The sequence below is a fragment of the Nonomuraea sp. NPDC050202 genome (assembly GCF_040656115.1).
Taxonomy (GTDB): domain Bacteria; phylum Actinomycetota; class Actinomycetes; order Streptosporangiales; family Streptosporangiaceae; genus Nonomuraea.
The window spans coordinates 179,540-203,242 of record NZ_JBFALF010000012.1 but is presented as its reverse complement, the minus strand read 5'-3'; the positions used below and the strand labels follow the sequence as shown (position 1 = coordinate 203,242).

Genomic DNA, 23,703 nt, shown 5'->3' with positions numbered 1-23,703 from the left:
GAGGACTTCCCCATGGAACACCGCAGCAAGCCCTGGCAGGGCGTCATGGTCGCCACCGCGCTGCCCCTGCGCGAGGACCTGTCCGTCGACTACGACGGCTTCGCGGAGCACTGCCGCTGGCTGGTCGCGAACGGCTGCGACGGCGTCGTGCCGAACGGCTCGCTCGGCGAGTACCAGACGCTCACCCCGCAGGAGCGGACGAAGGTGATCGAGACCGCCGTCGCGGCAGTCGGCGGCGGGAACGTGATGGCCGGGGCGGGCGCGTACGGCGCCGCCGAGTCGCGCCGCTGGGCCGAGCAGGCGGGCGAGGCGGGCTGCGGCTCGGTCCTCCTGCTGCCGCCCAACACCTACCGGGCCGACAAGCGGGCCGTCGTGGCGCACTATCGTGAGGTGGCCAGGGCCGGCGTGCCGATCGTGGCCTACAACAACCCCTACGACACCAAGGTGGACCTGACCCCCGCGCTGCTGGCCAGGCTGCACGAGGAGGGGCTGATCGTGGCGGTCAAGGAGTTCAGCGGCGACGTGCGCAGGGCCTACGAGCTCGCGGAGCTGGCGCCCGAGCTCGACCTGCTGGTCGGCTCCGACGACGTGCTGCTGGAGCTGGCCGTGGCCGGAGCCGTCGGCTGGATCGCCGGCTACCCGAACGCGCTGCCCGCCTCCAGCACCGCCCTCTACCGCGCGGCGGTGGCGGGCGACCTGGAGACCGCGCTGCCGCTGTACCGGGCCCTGCACCCGTTGCTGCGCTGGGACTCCAAGACCGAGTTCGTGCAGGCCATCAAGCTGTCCATGGACGTGGCCGGCCGTCGCGGCGGCCCGTGCAGGCACCCCAGGGAGCCGCTGACGGGCGAGCAGGCCGCTATCGTGCGTGCGGCGACCGAGAAGGCACTGGCAGAGGGGCTGCGATGAGGACCAAGCGCGTATTCCACGCCGTCGACTCCCACACCGAGGGTATGCCCACCCGGGTCATCACCGGTGGCATCGGCGTGATCCCCGGCGCGAGCATGGCGGAGCGGCGCGTGTACTTCCGAGACAATCTCGACCACATCCGCACCCTGCTGATGACGGAGCCGCGCGGCCACTCGGCCATGAGCGGCGCCATCCTGCAGCCGCCGACCAGGCCGGACGCCGACTACGGCGTGCTGTTCATCGAGGTGTCCGGGCTGCTGCCGATGTGCGGGCACGGCACGATCGGCGTGGCCACCGTGCTGGTGGAGACCGGCATGGTGGAGGTGGTCGAGCCCGTCACGACCGTGCGCCTGGAGGTGCCCGCCGGGCTCGTCGAGGTGGACGTGGCCGTCGAGGACGGCATGGCCATGTCGGTGACGCTGCGCAACGTGCCGTCCTACTGTGACCGGCTGGGCGCCACGGTGACCGTGCCGGCGTTCGGGGAGATCCCGTACGACCTCGCGTACGGCGGCAACTTCTACGCCGTCGTCGACCTCGACCACTACGGCCTGCCCTTCGACCGCAAGGCCAAGAACGAGATCATCGCGGCCGGCCTGGCCACCATGGAGGCCATCAACGCCGCCGACGAGCCGGTGCACCGCGAGGACTCCCGCATCCGCGGCTGCCACCACGTCTACTTCGCCGCCCCCGGCTCCGACGCCCACCACTCGCGCCACGCCATGGCCATCCACCCGGGCTGGTTCGACCGCTCGCCCTGCGGCACCGGCACCAGCGCCCGCATGGCCCAGCTCCACGCCAGGGGCGAGCTGCCGCTGGGCCGCGACTTCACGAACGAGTCGTTCATCGGCACCCACTTCATCGGGCGGCTGCTGGAGGAGACCACGGTGGGCGGCCGGCCGGCGGTCCTGCCGTCGATCACCGGGCGGGCCTGGATCACCGGCACCGCCCAGTACTTCCTCGACCCGCGCGACCCGTTCCCCGCGGGGTTCGAGCTCTGATGCTGACGACGGTCGACTATCACACGGCGGGGGAGCCGTTCAGGATCGTGACGGGCGGGGTGCCCGAGATCCCCGGCTCCACCGTGCTCGACCGCCGCACCACCGCGATGGCCGAGCTGGATGACGTGCGGCGGCTGCTGTGCAACGAGCCGCGTGGCCACGCCGACATGTACGGCTGCTTCCTGGTGCCCCCGGACGACCAGGGTGCGCGTCTCGGGGCGCTGTTCTGGCACAAGGACGGCTTCTCCACCGCCTGCGGGCACGGCACGATCGCGCTGGGCGTGCACGCCGTACGGGAGGGCCTGGTCGAGGCCGCCCCCGACGGCGTGACGGACGTCGTCGTCGACGTGCCCTCGGGCCGCGTCCAGGCCAGGGTGCGGCTCTCCGGAGGCAGGATCGAGGGCGTCACCTTCGTCAACGTGCCCTCGTTCGTGATCGCCCGCGACGTGCCCGTCGCGGGCCTGCGCGCCGACGTCTCCTACGGCGGCGCCATCTACGCGTCGGTACGCGCGCAGGACGTCGGCCTGCGGGTCGAGCCCCGGCACGTGAACGCCCTCATCGAGCACGCCCGGCGGATCAAGGCCGGCCTGGCGGGGCACCCGGCCGCCAGGCACCCGTCCGACGAGAGGCTGTCCGGCGTGTACGGGGTGATCTACCACGAGGAGCTCCCGGACCTGGACGGGGTCAGACGGCAGCGCAACGTCACCGTGTTCGCCGACGGCGAGGTGGACCGCTCGCCGTGCGGCTCCGGCACCGCCGCCAGGATGGCGCTGCTGCACGACGAGGAGAAGGTCGCCGGCCTCGTGCACGAGAGCGTCGTGGGCAGCGTGTTCACCGCCCGCGTGCGGGAGGCGACGGACGAGGGCGTGATCGTGGAGATCGACGGCATGGCGTACCGCACCGGGCGGCACACCTTCGAGCTCGACCCCGCCGACCCGTTCCCGACCGGGTTCACGCTGCGATGAGCGGGCTGCCGTACCTCGACGCGGCCACCGTGGAGCGGCTGGTGCCCATGGGCCGGGCCGTGGACGTCCTGGAGGAGGCGCTGCGGGCGGGGCTCGACCCCGAGACGACCCCGCGGCGGCCGATCGTGGACCTGCCCGCCGGGCAGCTGCTGCTCATGCCCGCCTCCACCCGGCGGTACGCGGGCGTCAAGGCCGTCAGCATCGCGCCGCGCAACCCGGAGCGGGGGCTGCCCCGGATCCAGGGCACGTACCTGCTGTTCGACGGCGACACCCTGGCCCCGCTGGCGGCACTGGACGGGATCGCGCTCACCTCGCTGCGCACGCCCGCCGTCTCCGCCCTCGCCGTCCGCCACCTCGCCGATCCCGGCGCGCGGCGGCTGGTCGTGTTCGGGAGCGGGCCGCAGGCGTACGGGCACGTGCTGGCGCTGCGGGAGGTGCGGCCGGTGGACGACGTCACGGTGGTGGGCCGCGACGCGGGCCGGGCCGAGGCGCTGGCCGCCCGCTGCCGCGCGCTCGGCCTGACCGCCCGCGCCCTGCCCGCCGGCCCGCCACCTTCCGCCGCGCCTTCCGCCCCGTCTTCCGCCCCGCCGGCCGTCCCGCCGGAGGAAGCCGCCGGAGAAGCGGTGACGGGGGCGGCGGCCGAGGCGGTGACTGAGGCCGTGGCTGAGGCCGTGGCTGAGGCGGTGGGCGGGGCCGATCTGATCGCGTGCTGCACCACGGCCAGGCATCCCCTGTTCCCCGGTAAGCTCGCCCGCGACGGCGTCACCGTCGTCGCGGTCGGCTCGCACGAGCCCGACGCCCGTGAGCTCGACGGCGACCTGATCGCCCGCGCCACCGTGGTCGTCGAGGCCAGGGCGGCCGCCCTGGAGGAGGCGGGCGACGTCGTCGTCCCGATCCGCCAGGGTACGATCACCTCTCATCATCTCGCCGGTAACCTTGCCGACCTGCTCGCCGGAAGGGTGGTCACCGGTCCGGGGCCGCGCGTGTTCAAGAGCACGGGCATGGCGTGGGAGGACCTCGTGGTTGCGGCTGCCGCCTACGAGGCCCGAACGAGGGCGCAGGCATGAGGGTGGACAGAGAAGGGGATGGGCCGATGGCTGCCGAGGACCGGCTCGACCTGCCGATGGTGGGGGAGCGGCAGAGCCTGCGCGAGCAGGTCGCGCACGCGCTGCGTGCCGCGCTGATCACCGGCGAGATGCGGCCGGGGGTGGTCTACTCCGCGCCGGTGCTGGCCGCCCAGTTCGGCGTCTCTGCCACGCCCGTGCGCGAGGCCATGCTCGACCTGGCCAAGGAGGGCCTGGTCGAGGCCGTGCGCAACAAGGGCTTCCGGGTGACCGAGCTGTCCGACCGCGACCTCGACGAGCTGACCGAGATCCGTCAGCTCATCGAGGTGCCCACGGTCGCCAGGCTGGCCGACAGCTCGCGGGCCGAGGAGTTCGAGCGGCTGCGGCCCATCGCCGAGGAGATCGTCTCGGCCAGCGAGCGGGGCGACCTGCTCGCGTACGTGGACGCCGACCTGCGCTTCCACGTCGAGCTGCTGTCGCTGTGCGGCAACGTCCACCTCGTCACGGTGGTGCGCGACCTGCGCAACAGGGCCCGGCTCTACGGCCTGTCCCAGCTCTCCGAGCGCGGCACGCTGGGCGACTCCGCCAGGGAGCACCTGCAACTGCTGGACGCGCTCAAGAGCGGCGACGGCGCCGCCGTCGGCCATCTCATGGCGGAGCACATCGGCCACGTACGCGGTATCTGGGCCGAGCACTGAGCGTTAAGTTCTGACATTCGGGGATCGGGCACTCCCCGATGGAGGTAACCTCGATGCGGGCCGGCCGGGCGACGCCTCGCGCGAACGCCGCCGGTTCCGCCGTTCCCGGTCCGCGACGGACCGGCTGCTTGCGGCACATACCTGGTCACGCGGACACCCGCACTCCGCTGACCTCCATGGGCTCGGCACACCCCGCCCACCGAGCCGAGCCCCCCGCCGCGCGCCCGAGACCCCATCCCACGGGCGCGCGGCGGCCCTCATCTCCGCCTGCGGGTCGAGCCCAGGCTGGCGGCCACGATGCAGATGATCGCCGCCCACTGCTGCGCGTGCAGGATCTCGCTGAGCAGCAGCACCCCGATCAGCGCCGCGACGGCGGGCTCCAGGCTCATCAGAATGCCGAACACGTGCTTGGGCATGCGCCGCAGCGCCTGCAGCTCCAGCGAGTACGGGATCACCGACGACAGCAGCCCCACGCCCAGCCCGATGAGCAGCAGCTCGGGCTGCAGCAGGTCGGCCCCGCCGGTGGTGACCCCGATCGGCAGGATCGCCACCGCTGAGACGATCATCGCGAACGACAGCCCGCTCGTCCCGGGGAAGCGCCGCCCGGCGGCCGCCGACAGCAGGATGTACGCCGCCCAGCAGGCCCCCGCCACCATGGCGAACCCGATGCCCACCCAGCTCACCGACGACGAGTCGCCCCACGGGGCCAGCAGCACCACGCCCATCCCGGCCAGCCCGATCCACAGCAGGTCGATCCGCCGCCGGGAGGCGGCCACCGCCACGCCCAGGGGCCCGAGGAACTCGATCGCCACCGCGATCCCCATCGGCAGCCGGGCCAGGGCCTCGTAGAAGGTCAGGTTCATCACGGCGAGCGTCAGGCCGAAGCCGATCCCCACCGCCCAGTCGCGCCAGGCCAGCCCCTTCAGCTTGGGCCGCGCGACGGCGCCCATGATGAGCGCCCCGGCCGCGATGCGCAGGAACACCACCGCGCTCGGCGGCAGCGCCGCGAACAGCTCCTTGGCGAACCCGGCGCCGATCTGCACCGAGAAGATGGCCAGCAGCACGAGCCCCGAGGGTGGGATGGAGTCGGCCGCGGTGCGGAGCAGGTTCCCCGGCCTGGGCAGGCCAGGACCCCGGCCGATGGGGTCGTCGAGTGCGAAGGCGGTCACGGGACTCCTCGTCAGGTGCAGGAAGAGCAACCGTCAGAGCCTACTCAACGCGACCGACATCACCTCCATTAAGGTGGTACCACTGCCGACTGGATCATATTCCGGGACATATCCACCATGGATGTATGAAAGCCCCCGCGCTCCCCGTGAGTCTCGATCGCCCTCCGCTGGCTCTGTCCGTGTCCGGGTTCGTCAGCAGCTTCGACCGCTTCGCGGTGAGCCCCATGCTCGTGCTCATCGCCGCCGACCTGGACGTCTCGCTGTCGGCCTCGGTCGCCGCCGCCAGCGGCTACTACCTGGCGTACGGGCTGACCCAGCCGCTGTGGGGCCTGCTGTCCGACCGGTTCGGCCGCGTTCGCGTCATGCGCTGGGCCCTGTTCGGCGCGGCGCTGGCGGGCGCGGTCTCGGCGCTGATGCCCGTGCTGTGGGCGCTCGTGCTGGCCAGGGTCGTCACGGGCGCCTGCTTCGGTGCCGTGATCCCCACGGGGCTGACGTACGTGGGCGACACCGTCCAGCCGTCGGTACGCCAGCGCGCCCTCACCGACCTCATGGCCGCCGCCGCCCTCGGCACGGCGCTGGCCACGGGCCTGGGCGGCGTCGTCGCCGGCCTGGTGGACTGGCGGGTGGCCTTCACCGTGCCCGCCGCCTGCGCCCTGGTCTGCGCGCTGTCGCTGCGCACGCTGCCCGAGCCGCCCCGGCACGGGAACGCCGGGAGCGGGGTGCTGAGCCACCTGGGGAAGGTGCTGCGGCAGCGGTGGGCGCTGCTGGTGTTCGCGCTCGCCTTCGCGGAGGGAGCGATCATGCTGGGGGCCATGCCGTTCCTGGCCCCGGCGCTGCAGCACACGGGGCTGGCCGCCGCCGTGGCGGGGCTGTCGATCACCGCGTACGGGCTGGGGCTGTGGGGCTTCGCCAAGCTCGTCAAGCACCTGTCGGGCCGCTGGCCCGCGCCGCTGCTGATGGTCGTGGGCGGTGCGCAGCTCTGTGCCGGGTTCGCGATCGTGACCGTGCACGTCAGCGTGCCCGCCGTGGCCGTCACGGCGCTGCTGCTGGGCGGTGGCTGGTCGTTCCTGCACTCCTCGCTGCAGACCTGGGCCACCTCGGTCGTGCCTGAGGCCCGGGGGACCACGATCGCCTTCTTCGCCTGCGCGCTGTTCGTGGGCAGCGCGGTCGCGTCGTGGGCCGCCGGGCCGCTGGCGCAGGACGGCCGGTACGGGCTGCTGTTCGGCCTGGCGGCCGGCGCGGCCATCCCCCTGACGGCGGTGGCCGCCCTCACCCGCCGCCGCTACGGCGCCCTGCGAGCCGAACCGCCGCACCCGGAATGACGATGCGGGTCCGCCGGCCACGGCCGGCTGACCCCTCACTCCTAGCGGCCCCTGACTCCCAGCGGGACCCTCACTCCCAGCGGAACGTGCGCGAGACCAGCGCCAGCGACACCACCGCCCAGGCCGCGAGCACGGCCACCGGGACCAGCGGGAGTGCCGCGCCCTGGGCGAGCACCGCGCGCAGGCCGCCGGTCAGCGCGGTGATGGGCAGCGCCTCCAGCACGGGCCGCACCCCCTCGGGGAACTTGCTCAGCGGGAACATCACCCCGCCCGCCCCGAGCAGCACCAGGTAGACCAGGTTGGCCGCCGCCAGCGTGGCCTCGGCGCGCAGTGTGCCGGCCATGAGCAGGCCCAGCCCGCTGAAGGCCGCGGTGCCCAGCACGATCAGCAGCGCCGCGCTCAGGAACGAGCCCTGCGGCCGCCACCCCAGCGCCAGCCCCACGGCCACGATGACCACGGCCTGGATGATCTCCACGCCGGCGACCGCGGCCGTCTTGGCCAGCATGAGCCCGCTCCTGGACAGCGGGGTCGCGCCCAGCCGCTTGAGCACGCCGTAGCGGCGCTCGAAGCCCGTGGCGATGGCCTGCCCGGTGAAGGCCGTGGACATCACGGCCAGCGCGAGCACGCCCGGCGCCAGGAAGTCGACCCGCCGCCCGCCGCCGACGTCGATCAGCGGCGCCAGCGAGAACCCGGTCAGCAGCAGCACCGGGATGACCAGGGTGAGCAGGAGCTGCTCGCCGTTGCGCAGCATCGCGCGGATCTCCGCGCCCGCCTGCGCCAGCACCATGCGCGGGAACGGCGCCGCACCGGGAGCGGGGCTGAAGTCGAGCGTGGTCATCGGGATCCCCCGTGGGTCGGGCCGTGCGCGGTGATCTCGGCGGGCGCGCTCATCGCAGCTCCCTGCCGGTCAGCTCGAGGAAGACGTCTTCGAGGGTGCGGCGCTCGATGCGCAGGTCGTCGGCCGTGACGCCCTCGGCCGCGCACCAGGCCGTCACCGTGGCCAGCAGCTCGGGCCCCACCAGGCCCTCGATGATGTAGTGCCCGGCCGGCGACTCCTTGGCCGCGCTGCCCGCCGGGAGCGCGTTGAGCAGCTCCTCCAGCGCCAGCCCCGGCCGCGCCCTGAACCTGAGCTGCCGCTCGGCCCCGGTCAGCGAGGCGGGGCTGCCCTCGGCCACCACGCGCCCCCTGTCGATGATCACGACGTGGTCGGCCAGCCGCTCGGCCTCGTCCATGTGGTGGGTGGTCAGCATCACCGACACCCCGGCCTCGCGCAGCTCGCCCACCAGCTCCCAGCAGGCGTGCCTGGCCTGCGGGTCGAGGCCGGCCGTCGGCTCGTCGAGGAAGACCAGCTCCGGCCGCCCGACCACGGCCGCCGCCAGCGACAGCCGCTGCTGCTGCCCGCCCGACAGCCTGCGGTACGGGGTGCGTACGTGATCGGTCAGCCCCAGCCGCTCCAGCAGGGCGCGCGGGTCGAGCGGGTGCGCGTAGAAGCGCGAGACCAGCCGCAGCCACTCGGCGCAGCGCATCGCCGGCGGCACGCCGCCCGCCTGCAGCATGACCCCCACCCGCGCGCGCAGCTCGGGCAGCGCGGGCGCCAGGCCGAGGACCTTGACCGTGCCGCCGTCGGCCTTGCGGAACCCCTCGCAGATCTCCACCGTGGACGTCTTGCCGGCGCCGTTGGGACCGAGGACCGCGGTGACCGCGCCCCGCTCGGCGCGGAAGGTGAGGCCGTCGACGGCGGTGCTGCCGCCGTAACGTTTGACCAGGTCGACGATCTCGACGGCTGGGGAATCCATGGCCACGAGTTTAGGGACTCCGGCAGGCAGTCCGGGCCGCAGGTGACCATGACCGCATTCACCCGGTTCGACGCCCTATCTAAGGAAGTTTCGGGAAATGTCTGATGACTGGGAATTCGGAGGACCGAAACATGGTTTGATCTCTCGGCCCTCGTGGGCCACAGGCCTACGAGGGAGAGGGGTTCACGCATGTCCGTGGCAGAGATCGCCACGTCCGCCGTCGTCCAGCAGAGTCAGAAGAGCCGCCGCGGACTGTTGCTGCTGATCCTCGGCGCGCTGTCGGCGATCGGGCCGCTGTCCATCGACATGTACCTCCCCGCCCTGCCCTCCATCACCGCCGAGATGCTCAGCGGGGAGGCGCAGGTCCAGCTCACGCTCACCGCCTGTCTCATCGGCGTGTCGCTCGGCCAGGTGATCGCCGGCCCGCTCAGCGACGTGCGCGGCCGGCGGGTGCCGCTGATGGTCGGCGTGGCCGGGTTCATGCTCTCCTCGCTGCTGTGCGCCTTCGCGCCCTCGGTGCCGATGCTCATCGCCTTCCGCCTGCTGCAGGGCATGCTGGGCGGCGCGGCGCTGGTCATCGTGCGGGCCGTCGTCCGCGACCTGTACGACGGCGCCGCCATCGCGCGCATCTTCGCCACGCTGATGCTCGTCAGCGGCCTGGCCCCGATCCTGGCGCCCATCGCCGGCGCACAGCTGCTGGAGTTCACCTCGTGGCGGGGCGTGTTCGTGGCGCTCAGCATCGCGGGGATCGTGCTGCTGCTGGCCGTGGTGGCGGGCGTGCGCGAGACGCTGCCCGCCGGGGAACGCGAGAGCGGCGGGCTCAAGCACACCGTGAGCACGTTCTGGCACCTCCTGCGCGACCGCTCGTTCATGGGCTTCGCCCTGACCGGCGGCCTGTCGTTCGCGGCCATGTTCGGCTACATCTCGGGCTCGCCGTTCGTGCTCCAGGAGGTGTACGGCGCCACGCCCCAGCAGTACTCCCTCATCTTCGCCTTGAACGCCCTGGCCCTGATCGCCACCTCCCAGCTCGGCGGCCGGCTGTCGGGGCGGGTGCGGCCCGTCCTGCTCGTGCGCGCCGGGCTCGGCGTGGCCCTGGTCGGCGCGGTCCTGCTGATGACCGCCGCGCTGGCCGGCCTCGGCCTGTGGGGCATCGTGAGCGGGCTGGCCGTCATCATGCTGGGGCAGGGCCTCGTCCTGCCCGGCACCGGCGCGCTGGCGCTCGGCTCCCAGCCCGCGCAGGTCGCGGGCAGCGCCTCGGCGCTCACGGGCGTGCTGCAGTTCGCGCTCGGCGCGGCCGCGGCCCCGCTGGTCGGACTTGCCGGAACCGGCTCCGCGGTGCCCATGGCATGTGTCATGCTCGGGCTCTTCATCTGCTCGGCCCTGGCGTTCACGATCCTGGGCCGGGCAAAAGTTAGGTAAGGCTACCCTGCGTGACAAATTCCATCCCCGCCCCTGCTCAGATCCGTTTGTGATGCGGGAAGGAATTACGGCACACTGATGTTGTGAAAAACATGCCCACGATGGAGCCCGGTGGTGAGCGCGGCACCCGCGCCCGCGTGGCCAGGCTGATTCTTGAGCATGGTCCCGTCGCGGCCGCGGCTCTCGGCGAGCGGCTCGGGCTCACGCCCGCCGCCGTACGGCGTCACCTCGACGCGCTGCTGGCCGACGGAATGATAGAGCCTCGTACGGTTCGCCCGCGCGGACAGCGCGGGCGTGGACGGCCGGCCAAGCTGTTCGCGATCACCGACGCGGGGCGCAGTGCTTTCGAGCACGCCTATGACGACCTGGCCGGCAGCGCGCTGCGCTTCCTGGCCGAGCGTCTGGGGCGAGAAGCCGTGGCAGACTTCGCCCGCGAGCAGGTGTCGAGCCTGCTGGAGCGGCTGGAGCCGGTCATGGCGACGGTGCCCGCGGACCAGCGCGTACAGGTGCTGGCGCAGGCGCTGTCGGCAGAGGGGTATGCCGCCTCGGCCACCAAGGCCAAGTCGGGCGGCGACCAGCTCTGCCAGCACCACTGCCCGGTGGCGCACGCGGCCGCGGAGTTCCCGCAGCTGTGTGAGGCCGAGACGGAGGCGTTCGCGCAGCTGCTCGGCACCCCGGTGCAGCGCCTGGCCACGATCGCCCACGGCGACGGGGTGTGCACGACGCACGTGTCCCCGCAGTCATTGGCCGATTCCGCACATAGAGACAAGAGCAAGGAGACCGGAAGGTGACTGTCACCGACCGCCCGGAGCTGGAAGGCCTCGGGAATTACAAGTTCGGCTGGGCCGACCCGGATGCCGCGGGCGCGGCGGCCAAGCGAGGCCTGTCCGAGGAGGTCGTCCGCAACATCTCCGCGCTCAAGAGCGAGCCGGAGTGGATGCTCGACCTTCGCCTGAAGGGCCTCCGCCTGTTCGACAAGAAGCCGCTGCCCACCTGGGGCTCCGACCTCACCGGCATCGACTTCGACAACATCAAGTACTTCGTGCGCTCGACGGAGAAGCAGGCCGCCTCCTGGGACGAGCTGCCCGCCGACATCAAGAACACCTACGACAAGCTCGGCATCCCCGAGGCGGAGAAGCAGCGCCTCATCGCCGGCGTCGCGGCCCAGTACGAGTCCGAGGTCGTCTATCACAAGATCCGTGAGGACCTCGAGGAGAAGGGTGTCATCTTCGTCGACACCGACACGGGCCTGAAGGAGCACGAGGAGCTCTTCAAGGAGTACTTCGGCTCGGTGATCCCGGTGGGCGACAACAAGTTCGCCGCGCTCAACACCTCCGTGTGGTCCGGTGGCTCGTTCATCTACGTGCCGCCGAACGTCGAGGTCGAGATCCCGCTGCAGGCCTACTTCCGGATCAACACCGAGAACATGGGTCAGTTCGAGCGGACCCTGATCATCGTCGACGAGAACAGCTACGTGCACTACGTCGAGGGCTGCACCGCGCCGATCTACTCCTCCGACTCGCTGCACAGCGCGGTCGTCGAGATCATCGTGAAGAAGAACGCCCGCTGCCGTTACACGACCATCCAGAACTGGTCGAACAACGTCTACAACCTGGTCACCAAGCGCGCCGTCGCCTACGAGGGCGCGACCATGGAGTGGATCGACGGCAACATCGGCTCCAAGGTCACGATGAAGTACCCGGCCGTCTACCTGATGGGCGAGCACGCCAAGGGCGAGACGCTGAGCGTCGCGTTCGCCGGCGAGGGCCAGCACCAGGACGCCGGCTCCAAGATGGTGCACCTGGCGCCCAACACCAGCTCCAGCGTCATCTCCAAGTCGGTGGCGCGCGGCGGCGGCCGTACCTCCTACCGCGGTCTGGTGCAGATCGAGGAGGGTGCCCACGGCAGCGCCAGCACCGTCAAGTGCGACGCCCTGCTGGTCGACCAGATCAGCCGCTCCGACACCTACCCCTACGTCGACGTCCGCGAGGACGACGTCTCGATGGGCCACGAGGCCACGGTCTCCAAGGTCAGCGAGGACCAGCTGTTCTACCTCATGAGCCGCGGGCTCGGCGAGGACGAGGCGATGGCGATGATCGTGCGCGGCTTCGTGGAGCCGATCGCGCGTGAGCTGCCCATGGAGTACGCGCTCGAGCTGAACCGGCTGATCGAGCTGCAGATGGAAGGAGCCGTCGGCTGATGGGCCTGAACGAGAAGCCCCTGTCGACCCTGCACGAGAGGGCGTCCTACGAACTGGGCGACTTCGAGGTCCCGACCGGGCGGGAGGAGGCGTGGCGCTTCACGCCGCTGTCCCGCCTGAAGGGCCTGCACAACGGCAAGGCCGAGCCGGTCGGGCACGTCCGCGTGGACGTGGACGCCGCCCCGGAGGTCACCGTCGAGACGGTCGGCCGCGACGACGCCCGCGTGGGCAAGGCGTTCATGCCGACCGACCGGGTCAGCGCCCAGGCCTGGAACAGCTTCGAGAAGGCCACCGTGATCACGGTGCCGCGCGAGGCCGTCACCTCCAAGCCGACCGTGCTGACGCTGACGGGCGAGGGCGACGGCGCGACCTACGGCCACATCGTGGTCAAGGTGGAGCCGATGGCCGAGGCCGTGCTCGTGCTCGACCACAAGGGCAGCGCCGTCTACGCCGACAACATCGAGTTCGTCGTCGGCGACGGGGCCAGCCTCAAGGTCGTCAGCCTGCAGGACTGGGACGACGACGCGGTCCACGTCTCCCACCACCACGCGCAGCTCGCCAAGGACGCCACCTTCCGCAGCTTCGTGGCGACGTTCGGCGGCGACCTGGTACGCCTGTCGCCCAGCGTCACCTACACCGCGCCGGGCGGCGACGCCGACATGTCGGGCGTCTACTTCGTGGACGCCGGGCAGCACCTGGAGCACCGCCTGCTGGTCGACCACTCGCAGCCCAACTGCAAGAGCAACGTCGACTACCGCGGCGCCCTGCAGGGCGAGGAGGCGCACGCCGTCTGGATCGGCGACGTGATCATCAGGGTCGAGGCCGAGGGCACCGACACCTACGAGCTCAACCGCAACCTCATCCTCACCGACGGCGCCCGCGCCGACTCGGTGCCCAACCTGGAGATCCTCACCGGCGAGGTCGCTGGAGCGGGGCACGCCTCCGCCTCCGGCCGCCTCGACGACGAGCACATCTTCTACCTCCAGGCCCGCGGCATCCCCTACGACGAGGCGCGCCGCCTGGTCGTGCGGGGCTTCCTCGGCCAGCTCGTCGAGAAGGTCCAGATCGAGGAGATCCGCGAGCGCGTCATGAACGCGCTGGAGGCGGAGCTCGCCCGATGAGCTCGTTCGAGAAGGTGTGCAAGGTCGAGGACATCCCCGACGGGGGTGTCATCGGCGTCGAGGTCGGCGCGGACGAGACACCGGTCGCGCTCGTGCGCAAGGGCCGGGAGGTCCGCGCCCTGCACGACGTCTGCTCCCACGCCGAGGTCAAGCTCAGCGAGGGCGAGGTGTACGACGGCACCCTGGAGTGCTGGCTGCACGGCTCGTGCTTCGACATCAACACCGGCAAGCCCACCGGGCCGCCCGCCACCCAACCCGTGAACGTCTACTCAGTGAAGATCGACGGCGATGACGTCCTCGTCTCGCTCTCGAAGGAGTCCTAAGCACATGTCCACCCTTGAGATCCGTGACCTCCAGGTCGCCGTCGAGGACAAGGAAATCCTGCGCGGCGTCAACCTGACCGTGAAGGCCGGGCAGACCCACGCCATCATGGGCCCGAACGGCTCGGGCAAGTCGACGCTCGCCTACGCGATCGCCGGCCACCCGAAATACACGATCACCGGCGGCCAGGTGCTGCTCGACGGCGTGGACCTGCTTGAGCTGTCCGTCGACGAGCGCGCCCGCGCCGGCCTGTTCCTGGCCATGCAGTACCCCGTCGAGGTGCCCGGCGTCTCGGTGTCCAACTTCCTGCGCTCGGCCGTCACCTCCGTCCGCGGCGAGGCGCCGAAGCTGCGCGAGTTCGCCAAGGACCTGAAGGCCGGCATGGACGCGCTGTCCATCGACCCCGCCTTCGCCCAGCGCAACCTGAACGAGGGCTTCTCCGGCGGCGAGAAGAAGCGCCACGAGATCCTCCAGATGGAGCTGCTCAAGCCGAAGATCGCGGTGCTCGACGAGACCGACTCCGGCCTCGACGTCGACGCGCTGCGCGTGGTGTCGGAGGGCATCAACCGCTTCCGCGCCTCCGGCGAGACCGGCGTGCTGCTGATCACGCACTACACCCGCATCCTGCGTTACGTGAAGCCGGACTTCGTGCACGTCTTCGCCGCCGGCCGCATCGTCGAGGAGGGCGGCCCCGAACTGGCCGACAAGCTCGAAGCCGAGGGCTACGAGCAGTACACGAAGGCATCTGCATGACTTCGAACAGCTTCGATGTGGAGAAGATCAGGAAGGACTTCCCGGTCTTCTCCCGCGAGCTGCCCGACGGGCGACCGCTCGTCTATCTCGACTCGGGCAACTCCTCACAGAAGCCCAACCAGGTCATCGAGACCATGCGGGAGCACCTGGCGCTGCACTACAGCAACGTCGGGCGCGCCATGCACGTGCTCGGCGCCGAGTCGACCGACGCCTTCGAGAGCGCCCGCGACAAGATCGCGGGCTTCGTGGGGGCGCCGTCGCGCGACGAGGTGATCTTCACCAAGAACGCCTCCGAGGCCCTCAACCTGCTGGCGTACTCCTTCGGGAACCCCGCCAACACCGACCCGCGCTTCACCCTCGGCCCCGGTGACGAGATCGTCATCTCCGAGATGGAGCACCACTCCAACATCGTGCCGTGGCAGCTGCTCGCGCAGCGCACCGGGGCGAGCCTGAAGTGGTTCGGCGTCACCGACGAGGGGCGGCTCGACTATGACCCCGCCGTGATCACCGAGCGGACGAAGATCGTCTCGATCGCCCACCAGTCGAACGTGCTGGGCACGGTCAACCCGGTGGCCGCGGTGGCCGCACGGGCGCACGAGGTCGGGGCGCTGATCGCGCTCGACGCCTCCCAGTCCGTGCCGCACCACCCCGTGAACGTGACCGAGCTGGACGCCGACTTCGTGGCCTTCACCGGCCACAAGATGGTCGGCCCCTCCGGCATTGGCGTGCTGTGGGGGCGGGCCGAGCTGCTGGAGGCCATGCCGCCGTTCCTGGGCGGCGGCGAGATGATCGAGGCGGTCTGGATGGACCGCTCGACGTACGCGCCGATCCCGCACAAGTTCGAGGCGGGCACGCCGCCGATCGTCGAGGCCATCGGGCTCGGCGCGGCGGTCGACTACCTCACCGAGATCGGGCTCGACGCCATCGAGGCGCACGAGCGGGAGCTGACGGCGTACGCGCTGGAGGCCCTGCGCGAGGTGCCGACGCTGCGCGTGATCGGCCCGCAGACGCTGGAGCAGCGCGGGGGCACGGTGTCCTTCACCCTGGAGGGCATCCACCCGCACGACGTCGGGCAGATCCTGGACGACCAGTTCGGCGTGGCTGTACGCGTGGGGCACCACTGCGCGCGCCCGCTGCACCTGCGGTTCGGAATACCCGCGACCACGCGGGCGTCGTTCTACCTGTACAACACCACGGGCGAGATCGATGCCCTGGTGCGCGGCCTGCATCACGTTCAGAAGGTGTTCGCATAGCCATGATCGGCGAGTCGATGTACCAGGAGCTGATCCTGGAGCACTACAAGCACCCGCAGGGGCGGGGGCTGCGCGAGCCGTACGACGCCGAGGTTCACCACGTGAACCCGACGTGCGGCGACGAGATCACGCTCAGGGTCAAGGTGGACGACGCCGGCAAGATCCTGGACGTGTCCTACGAGGGGCAGGGCTGTTCGATCAGCCAGGCCGCCGCCTCGGTGCTGCACGAGCTGGCCACCGGCTCCACGGTGGACGAGACGCTCTCGGTCGTCGACGAGTTCACCCGGCTGATGCAGGGCAGGGGACAGGTGGAGGCCGACGAGGAGGTCCTCGGCGACGCGGTCGCGTTCGCGGGAGTGGCCAAGTTCCCGGCGCGCGTCAAATGTGCGTTGCTTTCGTGGATGGCCTACAAGGACGCTGTTGTGAGGAGTGCTGGGCAATGAGCAAGCCGACGGAGACGCCTACCGGCTACGACGGTGACACGACCGTCGATGAGGTCATGGAGGCGCTCAAGGACGTCGTGGACCCCGAGCTCGGCATCAACGTCGTGGACCTGGGCCTGATCTACGGGCTCAACCTCGACCCGGCCGACGGCGCGCAGCCCGTGGCGACCATCGACATGACGCTGACCAGCGCGGCCTGCCCGCTGACCGACGTGATCGAGGACCAGGCGCACTCGGCGCTCGACGGCATGGTCTCCGACGTCAAGATCAACTGGGTCTGGCTGCCGCCGTGGGGCCCCGACAAGATCACCGACGAGGGTCGCGAGCAGCTCCGTATGCTAGGCTTCAACGTCTGATCTTTCTGCTGTCACCCCTGACGGTAAACGTCAGGGGGTTCAGCATGACTTGCGGGTTTCGGAAAGTCCGGACCCATCGCCGAGGAATATCCGATAACATCCCCGGCGTTGGATTACAGGAACACCTGACGTCTCATCACGCGTCTCGCATCGCCTGCGGCCGGTGCCCGGGTGTGTCCCCCCTCATCTTCACCCCGCCCTCATAGCGGCGGGTGCCCTTGAACCTTGTGCGACCTTCGGGGTCGTACGCCCTGGCTCGTCCTTTCGCAGAAGTGACGCGCCACTTCGACGGAAAGGCACGACTTTCGTGACCATGCTTGACGCTGTCATGCCCGCGCTCGGCGACACCTCCGCTGCTGCGGAAGCTCCCGCCGCCGAGCCGGGCCCGTCCGAGTTCGAGCTCCTGGGCCTGCCCAAGCCGCTCGTCAACGGACTGGCCAAGCTGGGCTTCGACAGCCCGTTCCCCATCCAGAGCGCGACGATCCCCGACGTGCTCGCCGGCAACGACGTGCTCGGCCGCGGCCAGACCGGCTCCGGCAAGACGCTCGCGTTCGGCCTGCCCACCATGGCGCGCATCGCCGGCGTGCGGCCCGCTCCCGGCCGCCCCCGCGCGATGATCCTGGTGCCCACCCGCGAGCTCGCCCTCCAGGTGCACGACGCCCTCGAGCCCCTCGGGCGCGGCCTCGGGCTGCGCATGAAGGTCATCGTCGGCGGCATGTCCATGGGCAAGCAGATCGAGGCGCTGCGTCGCGGCGTGGACGTCGTCATCGCCACCCCGGGCCGCCTGGGCGACCTGATCAGGCAGGGCGAGTGCTCGCTCGGCGACGTCGAGGTCTCCGTGCTCGACGAGGCCGACCACATGTGCGACCTCGGCTTCTTCCCCGTCGTCACCGACCTGCTCGCGCAGACCCCGGCCGACGGGCAGCGGCTGCTGTTCTCCGCCACGCTCGACGGCGACGTCGACAAGCTGGTGCAGCGCTTCCTCAAGGACCCGATCACGCACTCCGTGGCTCCGGCGACCTCGCCGGTCGACACCATGGAGCACCACGTGATGCAGGTCACGCGCGACGACAAGTTCGACGTGATCGCCGAGATCGCCAACCGCGAGGGCCGGACCATCATCTTCGTCCGCACCCAGCACGGCGTGGACCGGCTGTGCAAGCAGCTGGCCAGGGTCGGCGTCAAGTCGGGCGGCCTGCACGGCGGCAAGCGCCAGAACCAGCGCACCCGCATCCTGTCGGAGTTCCGCGAGGGCTCCATCAACGTGCTGGTCTGCACGGACGTCGCGGCGCGCGGCATCCACGTCGACAACATCAGCCTGGTGCTGCACGTCGACCCGCCGCAGGACCACAAGAGCTACCTGCACAGGGGTGGCCGCACGGCCCGCGCCGGCGAGAAGGGCACGGTCGTCACGCTGGTGCTGCCGAACGAGCGCCGCTCGACCGACGCGCTCACCCGCCGCGCCGGCATCCACCCGTACCGCCTGAAGGCCACGCCCGGCCACCCCAGGGTCGCCGAGGTGACCGGGGCCCGCACGCCGAGCGGCGAGTCCATCCCCGTGTGGGAGCCGGACGTGCGCAAGCCGCTGCGGCCCCGCCGTGACGGCGGCGTCTCGGAGCGCCGTGGCCGCCGCGGCCGCCGCGACTTCGACGGCGAGCGCCGCCCGCGCCGCCACGAGGACGGGGACCGCCCGTTCGAGGACCGCCGCCCGCGCAGGCACGAGGACGGCAACCGCTCGATCAGCGCCGGTGACGACCGCCGCCCGCGCCGGCACGGCGAGGGCGAGCGGCCGTTCGGGCGCCCGCAGGAGCCGCGCACGTTCGGCGACGACCGCCGGCGTGACGGCCAGGGACGCGGTGGCTACCGCTCCGACGACCGCCCGTTCCGCCAGGACGACAGGCCGTTCCGCCAGGACGACCGCCCGATCCGCCAGGACGACCGCGGCGGCGACCGTGGCCCCCGCTACAACTCCGACCGTGGCCGCCCGTTCTCGGGCGACCGCGACCGCGGTTTCCGTCCCGACGACCGCCCCGCGCGTGACGGTTACCGCTCCGGCGACCGCCCGGCGCGTGACGGCTTCCGCTCCGGTGACCGTCCGGCGGCCCGTGACGGTTACCGTTCCGGTGCCGGCCGCTCCGACGAGCGCGGCAACGGCGGCTTCCGCCGCAACTCCGGCCGCCGCTACGAGCGCTGACCTGCTGTTCCCCGCTGCCCGTCGCACCTTCCCGGTGCGGCGGGCAGCGCCGTTCCCAGCCCCGCGCTCGCCTCAGCCCTTGAGGCCGCTGAGCGCTATGCCCCGGACGAAGTACCGCTGGAAGATCAGGAAGAAGACGATCGTCGGTACCGACGCCAGCAGTCCGCCCGCCATGATGGCGCCCTGGTGGTCGGGCCCGGCATAGTAGGAGTTGAGCCTGGCCAGCGCGACCGGCAGGTTGGCCATCTCGTCGCTCTGCACGATGATGAGCGGCCAGAGGAAGTTGTTCCACTCCGCGAGCACGATGAAGATCGACATCGCGGCGAGCGCCGGGCGCAGCAGCGGCAGCACGATCCGCCACCAGATCCGCCACTCCCCGGCCCCGTCCACCCTGGCGGCCTGGATGAGCTCGTTCGGCAGCGACTGCAGGAACTGCACCAGGAAGAACAGCACGAACGCCTTGGCCAGCGCGGGGACGATGTAGGCGGCGTAGCTGTCCAGCCAGCCCAGGTTCCGCATGATGACGTAGTTCGGGATCAGCGTGGTCTGCCAGGGCACCATCATCGAGGCGATGACCAGCAGGAAGACGATCCGGCGCCCCTTGATGTCGTGCTTGGCGATCACGTACGCCGCCAGCGAGCAGATCAGCAGCGACCCGACGGTGATGGCGCTGGTGATGAACAGGCTGTTGAACAGGAACCGCCAGAACCCGAAGTCCACCTGGAAGCGCTGGAAGACGCCCTGGAGATGGCCCGGGTTGATCCGCTCGGGCGACCACTCGGCGTCGTAGAAGTTGGCGACGGTGGGCGACTGCGGCACGAACGACGGGGGAGTCCTGGCCAGCTCGGACGGCGGTTTGAAGACCGTGATGAGCAGCCAGTAGAACGGGATCACCATGGTCAGCGACAGCAGGTAGAACGGCAGGCGCAGCAGGTGACCGTTGACCCGGGCCATCACAGCTCCTTCAGCGCGCGGCCCAGGCGCAGGTTGACCAGGCTGAGCACGAAGATGATCAGGAAGAGCACCCAGGCGACGGCCGAGGCGTAGCCCAGCCGGAAGTGGGTGAACCCCTGGTCGTAGAGGTAGGGGACGATCATCAGGCCGGAGTCGAGCACGCCGCCGACGTTGTTGGTGGCGCGGAAGACGATGTAGACCGACTCGAACACCTGGAAGGCGCCGATCAGGCCGGTCACCACCACGTACGTGGTGACCGGGCGCAGCAGCGGCAGGGTGATGTGCCGGAAACGCCGCCAGGCGGAGGCGCCGTCGATCTCGGCCGCCTCGTAGTACTCCTGGGGGATCGACCCGAGCCCGGCGACGTACAGCACCATGCCGTAGCCCATGCCGCCCCACACCGCCATCAGCACCAGGATCGGGATCGTCAGCCCCGGCGTGGCCAGCCAGGCGACGGCCGTGCCGCCGAACCAGCGCACGATCGTGTTGGCCAGCCCCACGTCGCTGGGGAACAGCACCCACTTCCACATCAGCATGAGCGCGATGGAGGAGGTCACGGAGGGCAGGAAGAACACCGTGCGCATGACGCGGTGCGCCCATCCCGAGCCGTTGAAGGCCAGCGCGAGGCCCAGCGACAGCAGGGTGCCGATCAGGACGGACGCCACCACGTACAGGCTCGTGTTGCGCAGCGCGTGCAGAAATCTCGCGTCCTCCATCAGCCGCTGGAAGTTCTCCAGGCCGGTGAAGGCGGCCGGGTTGATGCCGTCGAACGAGGTGAAGCTCAGGTAGAGCGAGTTGGCCAGCGGCCAGATCAGGAACGCCGCGAACAGCCCCAGGAAGGGCAGCAGCATCGCGTACGAGGTGCCGTAGCGGCGCAGCCGGCTGCGCAGCGGCGGCGCGGGGTTCGCCATGTCGGTACTCCTGTCAGCCGGCGTTGCGCTCCATGACCTTGGCGGCCTCGGCCAGCGCGGTCCTGACGTCCGCCTTGCCGAGGATGGCCGACTGCAGCTGCTTGGAGACGTCCGGAGCGCTCTCGTCCCAGCCCGGGCAGCCGGGGGCCGCCTTGCCCGTGCTGAACGCCTGCTCGAAGACCCGGGCCTGGTCCGGCGTGAACGACGAGGAGTCCACCACCTTGTCGGGGCGCGGCGGGATGTAGGGCAGGTTCCGTTTCCTGGCCTCGTCCACGATCGCGGCGATGGCCTCGTCGCTGTACATGAACCTGACGAAGTCCGCGCCCGTCCGGGCGTGCTTGCTGAAGGAGGTCACGCCGATCGCGCGCCCGCCGATGAACGTGGTCGGCCCGGCGGGGCCCGCCGGCAGCGTGGTCATCGCCCACTTGCCCTTCAGCTCCGGCTTGTTGACGTCGATGCCCTTGGCGATCCAGTTGCCGCCCACCACCAGGGCGGTGCCGGTGTCGAGCGCGTCGGAGGCCTCCACGCTGGCGGTGGGCGCGCCGTGCTCGCGGTAGAGGTCCACCCAGAACGCCAGCGCCTGCTCGGCCTGCGGGGTGTTCAGCGAGGGCTTGCAGTCGGGCGTGTAGAACGTGCCTCCCGCCTGGTAGAGGTAGTTGAAGTAGCCGATCCAGTCGAGGTTGCCCCAGTCCTGGCTGTACGGCTTGGCCACCCCGGCCGCCTTGAGCTTGCCGATGGCCGCGGTCAGCTCCTCCCACGTCTTCGGCGGTGCGTCGAGGCCGGCCTTGGCCAGCAGGTCGGTGCGGTAGTAGAGGGCGAGCGTGGACATGTCCAGCGGCACGCCGTACACCGAGCCGTCGGGGGAGATCGCCGACTCCCACTGCGCGGGCTGGGCCTGCGCCTTGAGCGAGTCCAGGCCGTGCTTGCGCAGGTCCACCATGGCGCCCCTGGCGCCGAACTGGATGGTCCAGGTCATGCCGCCGGAGATGACGTCGGGGCCGCTGCGGCTGGTGGCCGCCGCCAGGAGCTTGGCGTAGGCGTCGTCCCACGACAGGGTCTGCACCTTGACCGTCACGTTCGGGTTCTTCCGGTGGTAGAGGTCGGCCGCCTTCTGGAAGATCGCGGTCTCGTCGTCCCCGCCCGTGGACCAGAACGACAGGGTCGCGGGGGCGTCGCGGTCTGCCTGTTCGGCGGGGGCCTGGCCGCTGGTGGCGCAGGCCGCGCTCACGAGCGCGAGCAGGACCGTTCCGCATGCCGCCGTCGTACGTCGCATGAAAGCCATCCGATCTATCGCCGCCTGTTGAGCGGATCTCATCACTTAAACGGGTAAGTGACAACTCTCAGTCATGTAAGTTTCATCGCCTTGTCCGCTGCGCCGCGCTGGCCTGTCGGAATGGTGTTTTGGCACGATTCATGGGTTGGGCGCGAGGTGGCTTTCCCGGTTCAGGGAACCAGAGCGGCGGCCAGGGCTCGTGCTCCGAGGGGCTTCCCGCGTACCGTGGCGAGCACCTTGCCCCCCGGAAGGAGCCATCCGTGTTCGTCGACATGCCCCTGCCGCAACTGCGCGAGTACCGTCCCGAGCGGGCCGAGCCCGCCGACTTCGACGCGTTCTGGCAGCGGACGCTCGGCGAGGCCCGCGCCCACGACCTCGCCCCCGAGTTCGCCCCCGTGCCGGCCGAGCTGACCGTGGCCGAGGTGTTCGACGTGACGTTCGCGGGGTTCGGCGGGCACCCGATCAAGGGCTGGCTGCTGCTGCCGCGGCACGTCCCGGGGCCGGTGCCGTGCGTGGTCGAGTACCAGGGGTACGGCGGCGGGCGCGGGTTGCCGATCGACTGGCTGCTGTGGCCCAGCTTCGGCTACGCCGTGCTCGCCATGGACAGCCGCGGCCAGGGCGCCGGCGGGTGGCGGCGCGGCGACACCGCCGACCCGTACCCCGGCACGGGGCCGCAGACGCCCGGCGTCATGACCAGCGGCATCCACGACCCGGCCGCCTACTACTACCGGCGGCTCTACACCGACGCCGTGCGCGCGGTCGAGACCGCCAGGTCGCATCCGGGCATCGGGGCGGTCGCGGTCGGCGGCGCGAGCCAGGGCGGGGCGATCGCGCTGGCCGTGTCGGCGCTGGTGCCCGATCTGGCCTGCGCGCTGGTGGACGTGCCGTTCATGTGCCACATCAGGCACGCCACGCAGATCACGCCCGAGCACCCGTACGCCGAGCTCGCGGCCTACTGCCGGGCGTTCAAGGACCAGGTGGAGCAGGTCTTCCGGACGCTGGCCTACTTCGACGGCGTGAACTTCGCCGCCAGGGCCCGCACGCCCGCGCTGTTCTCCGTGGGGCTGCAGGACGGGATCACGCCGCCGTCCACGGTGTTCGCCGCCTACAACCACTACGCGGGGGAGAAGGACATCAGGGTGTACCCGTACAACGGGCACGAGGGCGGCGAGTCGGCGCACGTCATGGAGCGGGTGGCCAGGGCGAAGAAGGCGCTGGGGTGAACAGCCGACGGCGCCGTCTCGCGTGGCGGACGCGGGGCGGCGTCACCCCGTGACGCAGACTAGGCTTAACAAGCACGTCATCCGACCGACGAGAGAGACCATGAAGACCTTCGAAGAGCTGTTCGCCGAGCTGTCAGAGAAGGCCACCACCCGGCCCGCGGGCTCGGGCACCGTGGCCGCGCTCGACGCCGGCGTCCATGCCATCGGCAAGAAGGTCGTCGAGGAGGCCGCCGAGAGCTGGATGGCCGCCGAGTACGAGTCAGACGACAGGGCCGCGGAGGAGATCTCCCAGCTCCTCTACCACGTGCAGGTGCTGATGATCGCCAAAGGCATCGGCCTCGACCAGGTCTACAAGCATCTCTAG

24 protein-coding genes are annotated in these 23,703 nt (G+C 70.9%); 18 read left to right on the top strand and 6 right to left on the bottom strand.

The features are described from left to right. Positions 1-12 precede the first annotated feature (12 nt). The 5 genes from AB0I79_RS29790 to AB0I79_RS29770 are packed head-to-tail and all read left to right on the top strand — an operon-like array spanning position 13 to position 4,631. Entirely contained in the window at positions 13-906 is an 894-nt protein-coding gene (locus tag AB0I79_RS29790) for a dihydrodipicolinate synthase family protein (protein ID WP_357879565.1), read from the top strand. Continuing rightward, positions 903-1,904, top strand: coding sequence for a proline racemase family protein (locus tag AB0I79_RS29785; protein ID WP_357879562.1), 1,002 nt, complete (start codon positions 903-905; stop codon positions 1,902-1,904). The genes AB0I79_RS29790 and AB0I79_RS29785 overlap by 4 nt, the downstream gene beginning before the upstream one ends. After that, positions 1,904-2,869, top strand: coding sequence for a proline racemase family protein (locus AB0I79_RS29780; RefSeq protein WP_357879559.1), 966 nt, complete (start codon positions 1,904-1,906; stop codon positions 2,867-2,869). The genes AB0I79_RS29785 and AB0I79_RS29780 overlap by 1 nt, the downstream gene beginning before the upstream one ends. After that, the gene (locus AB0I79_RS29775; protein ID WP_357879556.1) at positions 2,866-3,936 is read left to right on the top strand and encodes an ornithine cyclodeaminase family protein; all 1,071 of its coding nucleotides are present in this window, start codon (positions 2,866-2,868) and stop codon (positions 3,934-3,936) included. The genes AB0I79_RS29780 and AB0I79_RS29775 overlap by 4 nt, the downstream gene beginning before the upstream one ends. A 26-nt stretch (positions 3,937-3,962) precedes the next feature. After that, positions 3,963-4,631: a GntR family transcriptional regulator gene (locus AB0I79_RS29770; protein ID WP_357879553.1), complete on the top strand. Its 669-nt coding sequence runs from the start codon at positions 3,963-3,965 to the stop codon at positions 4,629-4,631. 257 nt (positions 4,632-4,888) lie between these two features. Here AB0I79_RS29770 and AB0I79_RS29765 read toward each other — a convergent pair whose 3' ends face one another. Beyond that, on the bottom strand, positions 4,889-5,800 hold the full coding sequence (locus AB0I79_RS29765; protein ID WP_357879550.1) for an EamA family transporter: 912 nt from the start codon (positions 5,798-5,800) through the stop codon (positions 4,889-4,891). 125 nt (positions 5,801-5,925) lie between these two features. Between AB0I79_RS29765 and AB0I79_RS29760 the strand changes: the two genes are divergently transcribed. Beyond that, on the top strand, positions 5,926-7,122 hold the full coding sequence (locus AB0I79_RS29760; RefSeq protein WP_357879547.1) for an MFS transporter: 1,197 nt from the start codon (positions 5,926-5,928) through the stop codon (positions 7,120-7,122). A gap of 70 nt (positions 7,123-7,192) precedes the next feature. Here the strand turns inward: AB0I79_RS29760 and AB0I79_RS29755 are convergent, their stop codons facing one another. Both AB0I79_RS29755 and AB0I79_RS29750 read right to left on the bottom strand, forming a co-directional pair. Then, positions 7,193-7,960, bottom strand: a complete 768-nt coding sequence (locus AB0I79_RS29755; RefSeq protein WP_357879544.1) for an ABC transporter permease — start codon at positions 7,958-7,960, stop codon at positions 7,193-7,195. Between the two features lie 49 nt (positions 7,961-8,009). Next, positions 8,010-8,918 carry an ABC transporter ATP-binding protein gene (locus AB0I79_RS29750; protein WP_357879541.1) on the bottom strand — a complete coding sequence of 303 codons (909 nt, stop codon included), beginning with the start codon at positions 8,916-8,918 and terminating at the stop codon, positions 8,010-8,012. Positions 8,919-9,107: 189 nt separating this feature from the next. On the opposite strand from AB0I79_RS29750, the gene AB0I79_RS29745 reads away from it, so the two are divergent. The 10 genes from AB0I79_RS29745 (at position 9,108) to AB0I79_RS29700 (ending at position 18,978) form a co-directional block, all read left to right on the top strand. Next, positions 9,108-10,337, top strand: coding sequence for a multidrug effflux MFS transporter (locus tag AB0I79_RS29745; RefSeq protein WP_357879538.1), 1,230 nt, complete (start codon positions 9,108-9,110; stop codon positions 10,335-10,337). Between the two features lie 92 nt (positions 10,338-10,429). Beyond that, positions 10,430-11,128, top strand: coding sequence for a metalloregulator ArsR/SmtB family transcription factor (locus tag AB0I79_RS29740; protein WP_357879535.1), 699 nt, complete (start codon positions 10,430-10,432; stop codon positions 11,126-11,128). Next, positions 11,125-12,537, top strand: a complete 1,413-nt coding sequence (gene sufB, locus AB0I79_RS29735) for a Fe-S cluster assembly protein SufB (RefSeq protein WP_357879532.1) — start codon at positions 11,125-11,127, stop codon at positions 12,535-12,537. The genes AB0I79_RS29740 and sufB overlap by 4 nt, the downstream gene beginning before the upstream one ends. Next, a complete protein-coding gene (sufD, locus tag AB0I79_RS29730) occupies positions 12,537-13,658 on the top strand; it encodes a Fe-S cluster assembly protein SufD (RefSeq protein ID WP_357879530.1) in 1,122 nt (373 codons plus the stop codon). Before sufB ends, sufD begins: the two co-directional genes overlap by 1 nt. Then, complete coding sequence (locus AB0I79_RS29725; protein ID WP_357879528.1) at positions 13,655-13,981, top strand: non-heme iron oxygenase ferredoxin subunit; 327 nt, start codon at positions 13,655-13,657, stop codon at positions 13,979-13,981. The genes sufD and AB0I79_RS29725 overlap by 4 nt, the downstream gene beginning before the upstream one ends. A 4-nt stretch (positions 13,982-13,985) precedes the next feature. Then, positions 13,986-14,732 carry a Fe-S cluster assembly ATPase SufC gene (gene sufC, locus AB0I79_RS29720; protein ID WP_357879525.1) on the top strand — a complete coding sequence of 249 codons (747 nt, stop codon included), beginning with the start codon at positions 13,986-13,988 and terminating at the stop codon, positions 14,730-14,732. After that, the gene (locus AB0I79_RS29715; protein WP_357879522.1) at positions 14,729-15,985 is read left to right on the top strand and encodes a cysteine desulfurase; all 1,257 of its coding nucleotides are present in this window, start codon (positions 14,729-14,731) and stop codon (positions 15,983-15,985) included. Before sufC ends, AB0I79_RS29715 begins: the two co-directional genes overlap by 4 nt. A 2-nt stretch (positions 15,986-15,987) precedes the next feature. After that, positions 15,988-16,428: a Fe-S cluster assembly sulfur transfer protein SufU gene (sufU, locus tag AB0I79_RS29710; RefSeq protein WP_357879519.1), complete on the top strand. Its 441-nt coding sequence runs from the start codon at positions 15,988-15,990 to the stop codon at positions 16,426-16,428. Continuing rightward, entirely contained in the window at positions 16,425-16,784 is a 360-nt protein-coding gene (locus tag AB0I79_RS29705; RefSeq protein ID WP_357879516.1) for a metal-sulfur cluster assembly factor, read from the top strand. Before sufU ends, AB0I79_RS29705 begins: the two co-directional genes overlap by 4 nt. 313 nt (positions 16,785-17,097) lie before the next feature. After that, on the top strand, positions 17,098-18,978 hold the full coding sequence (locus AB0I79_RS29700) for a DEAD/DEAH box helicase (protein ID WP_357879513.1): 1,881 nt from the start codon (positions 17,098-17,100) through the stop codon (positions 18,976-18,978). Between the two features lie 72 nt (positions 18,979-19,050). Here the strand turns inward: AB0I79_RS29700 and AB0I79_RS29695 are convergent, their stop codons facing one another. From AB0I79_RS29695 to AB0I79_RS29685, 3 genes are read right to left on the bottom strand one after another with little or no spacing between them, the layout of a single operon-like run. Continuing rightward, complete coding sequence (locus AB0I79_RS29695; RefSeq protein ID WP_357879510.1) at positions 19,051-19,932, bottom strand: carbohydrate ABC transporter permease; 882 nt, start codon at positions 19,930-19,932, stop codon at positions 19,051-19,053. Beyond that, on the bottom strand, positions 19,932-20,843 hold the full coding sequence (locus tag AB0I79_RS29690; protein WP_357879507.1) for a sugar ABC transporter permease: 912 nt from the start codon (positions 20,841-20,843) through the stop codon (positions 19,932-19,934). The genes AB0I79_RS29695 and AB0I79_RS29690 overlap by 1 nt, the downstream gene beginning before the upstream one ends. Positions 20,844-20,856: 13 nt before the next feature. Further along, positions 20,857-22,116: an extracellular solute-binding protein gene (locus AB0I79_RS29685; protein WP_357879504.1), complete on the bottom strand. Its 1,260-nt coding sequence runs from the start codon at positions 22,114-22,116 to the stop codon at positions 20,857-20,859. A 260-nt stretch (positions 22,117-22,376) separates the two neighbouring features. On the opposite strand from AB0I79_RS29685, the gene AB0I79_RS29680 reads away from it, so the two are divergent. Next, entirely contained in the window at positions 22,377-23,339 is a 963-nt protein-coding gene (locus tag AB0I79_RS29680; protein ID WP_357879500.1) for an acetylxylan esterase, read from the top strand. Between the two features lie 100 nt (positions 23,340-23,439). Then, positions 23,440-23,703 (top strand): phosphoribosyl-ATP diphosphatase, encoded by a 264-nt coding sequence (locus AB0I79_RS29675; protein WP_080037115.1) that lies wholly within the window; start codon positions 23,440-23,442, stop codon positions 23,701-23,703.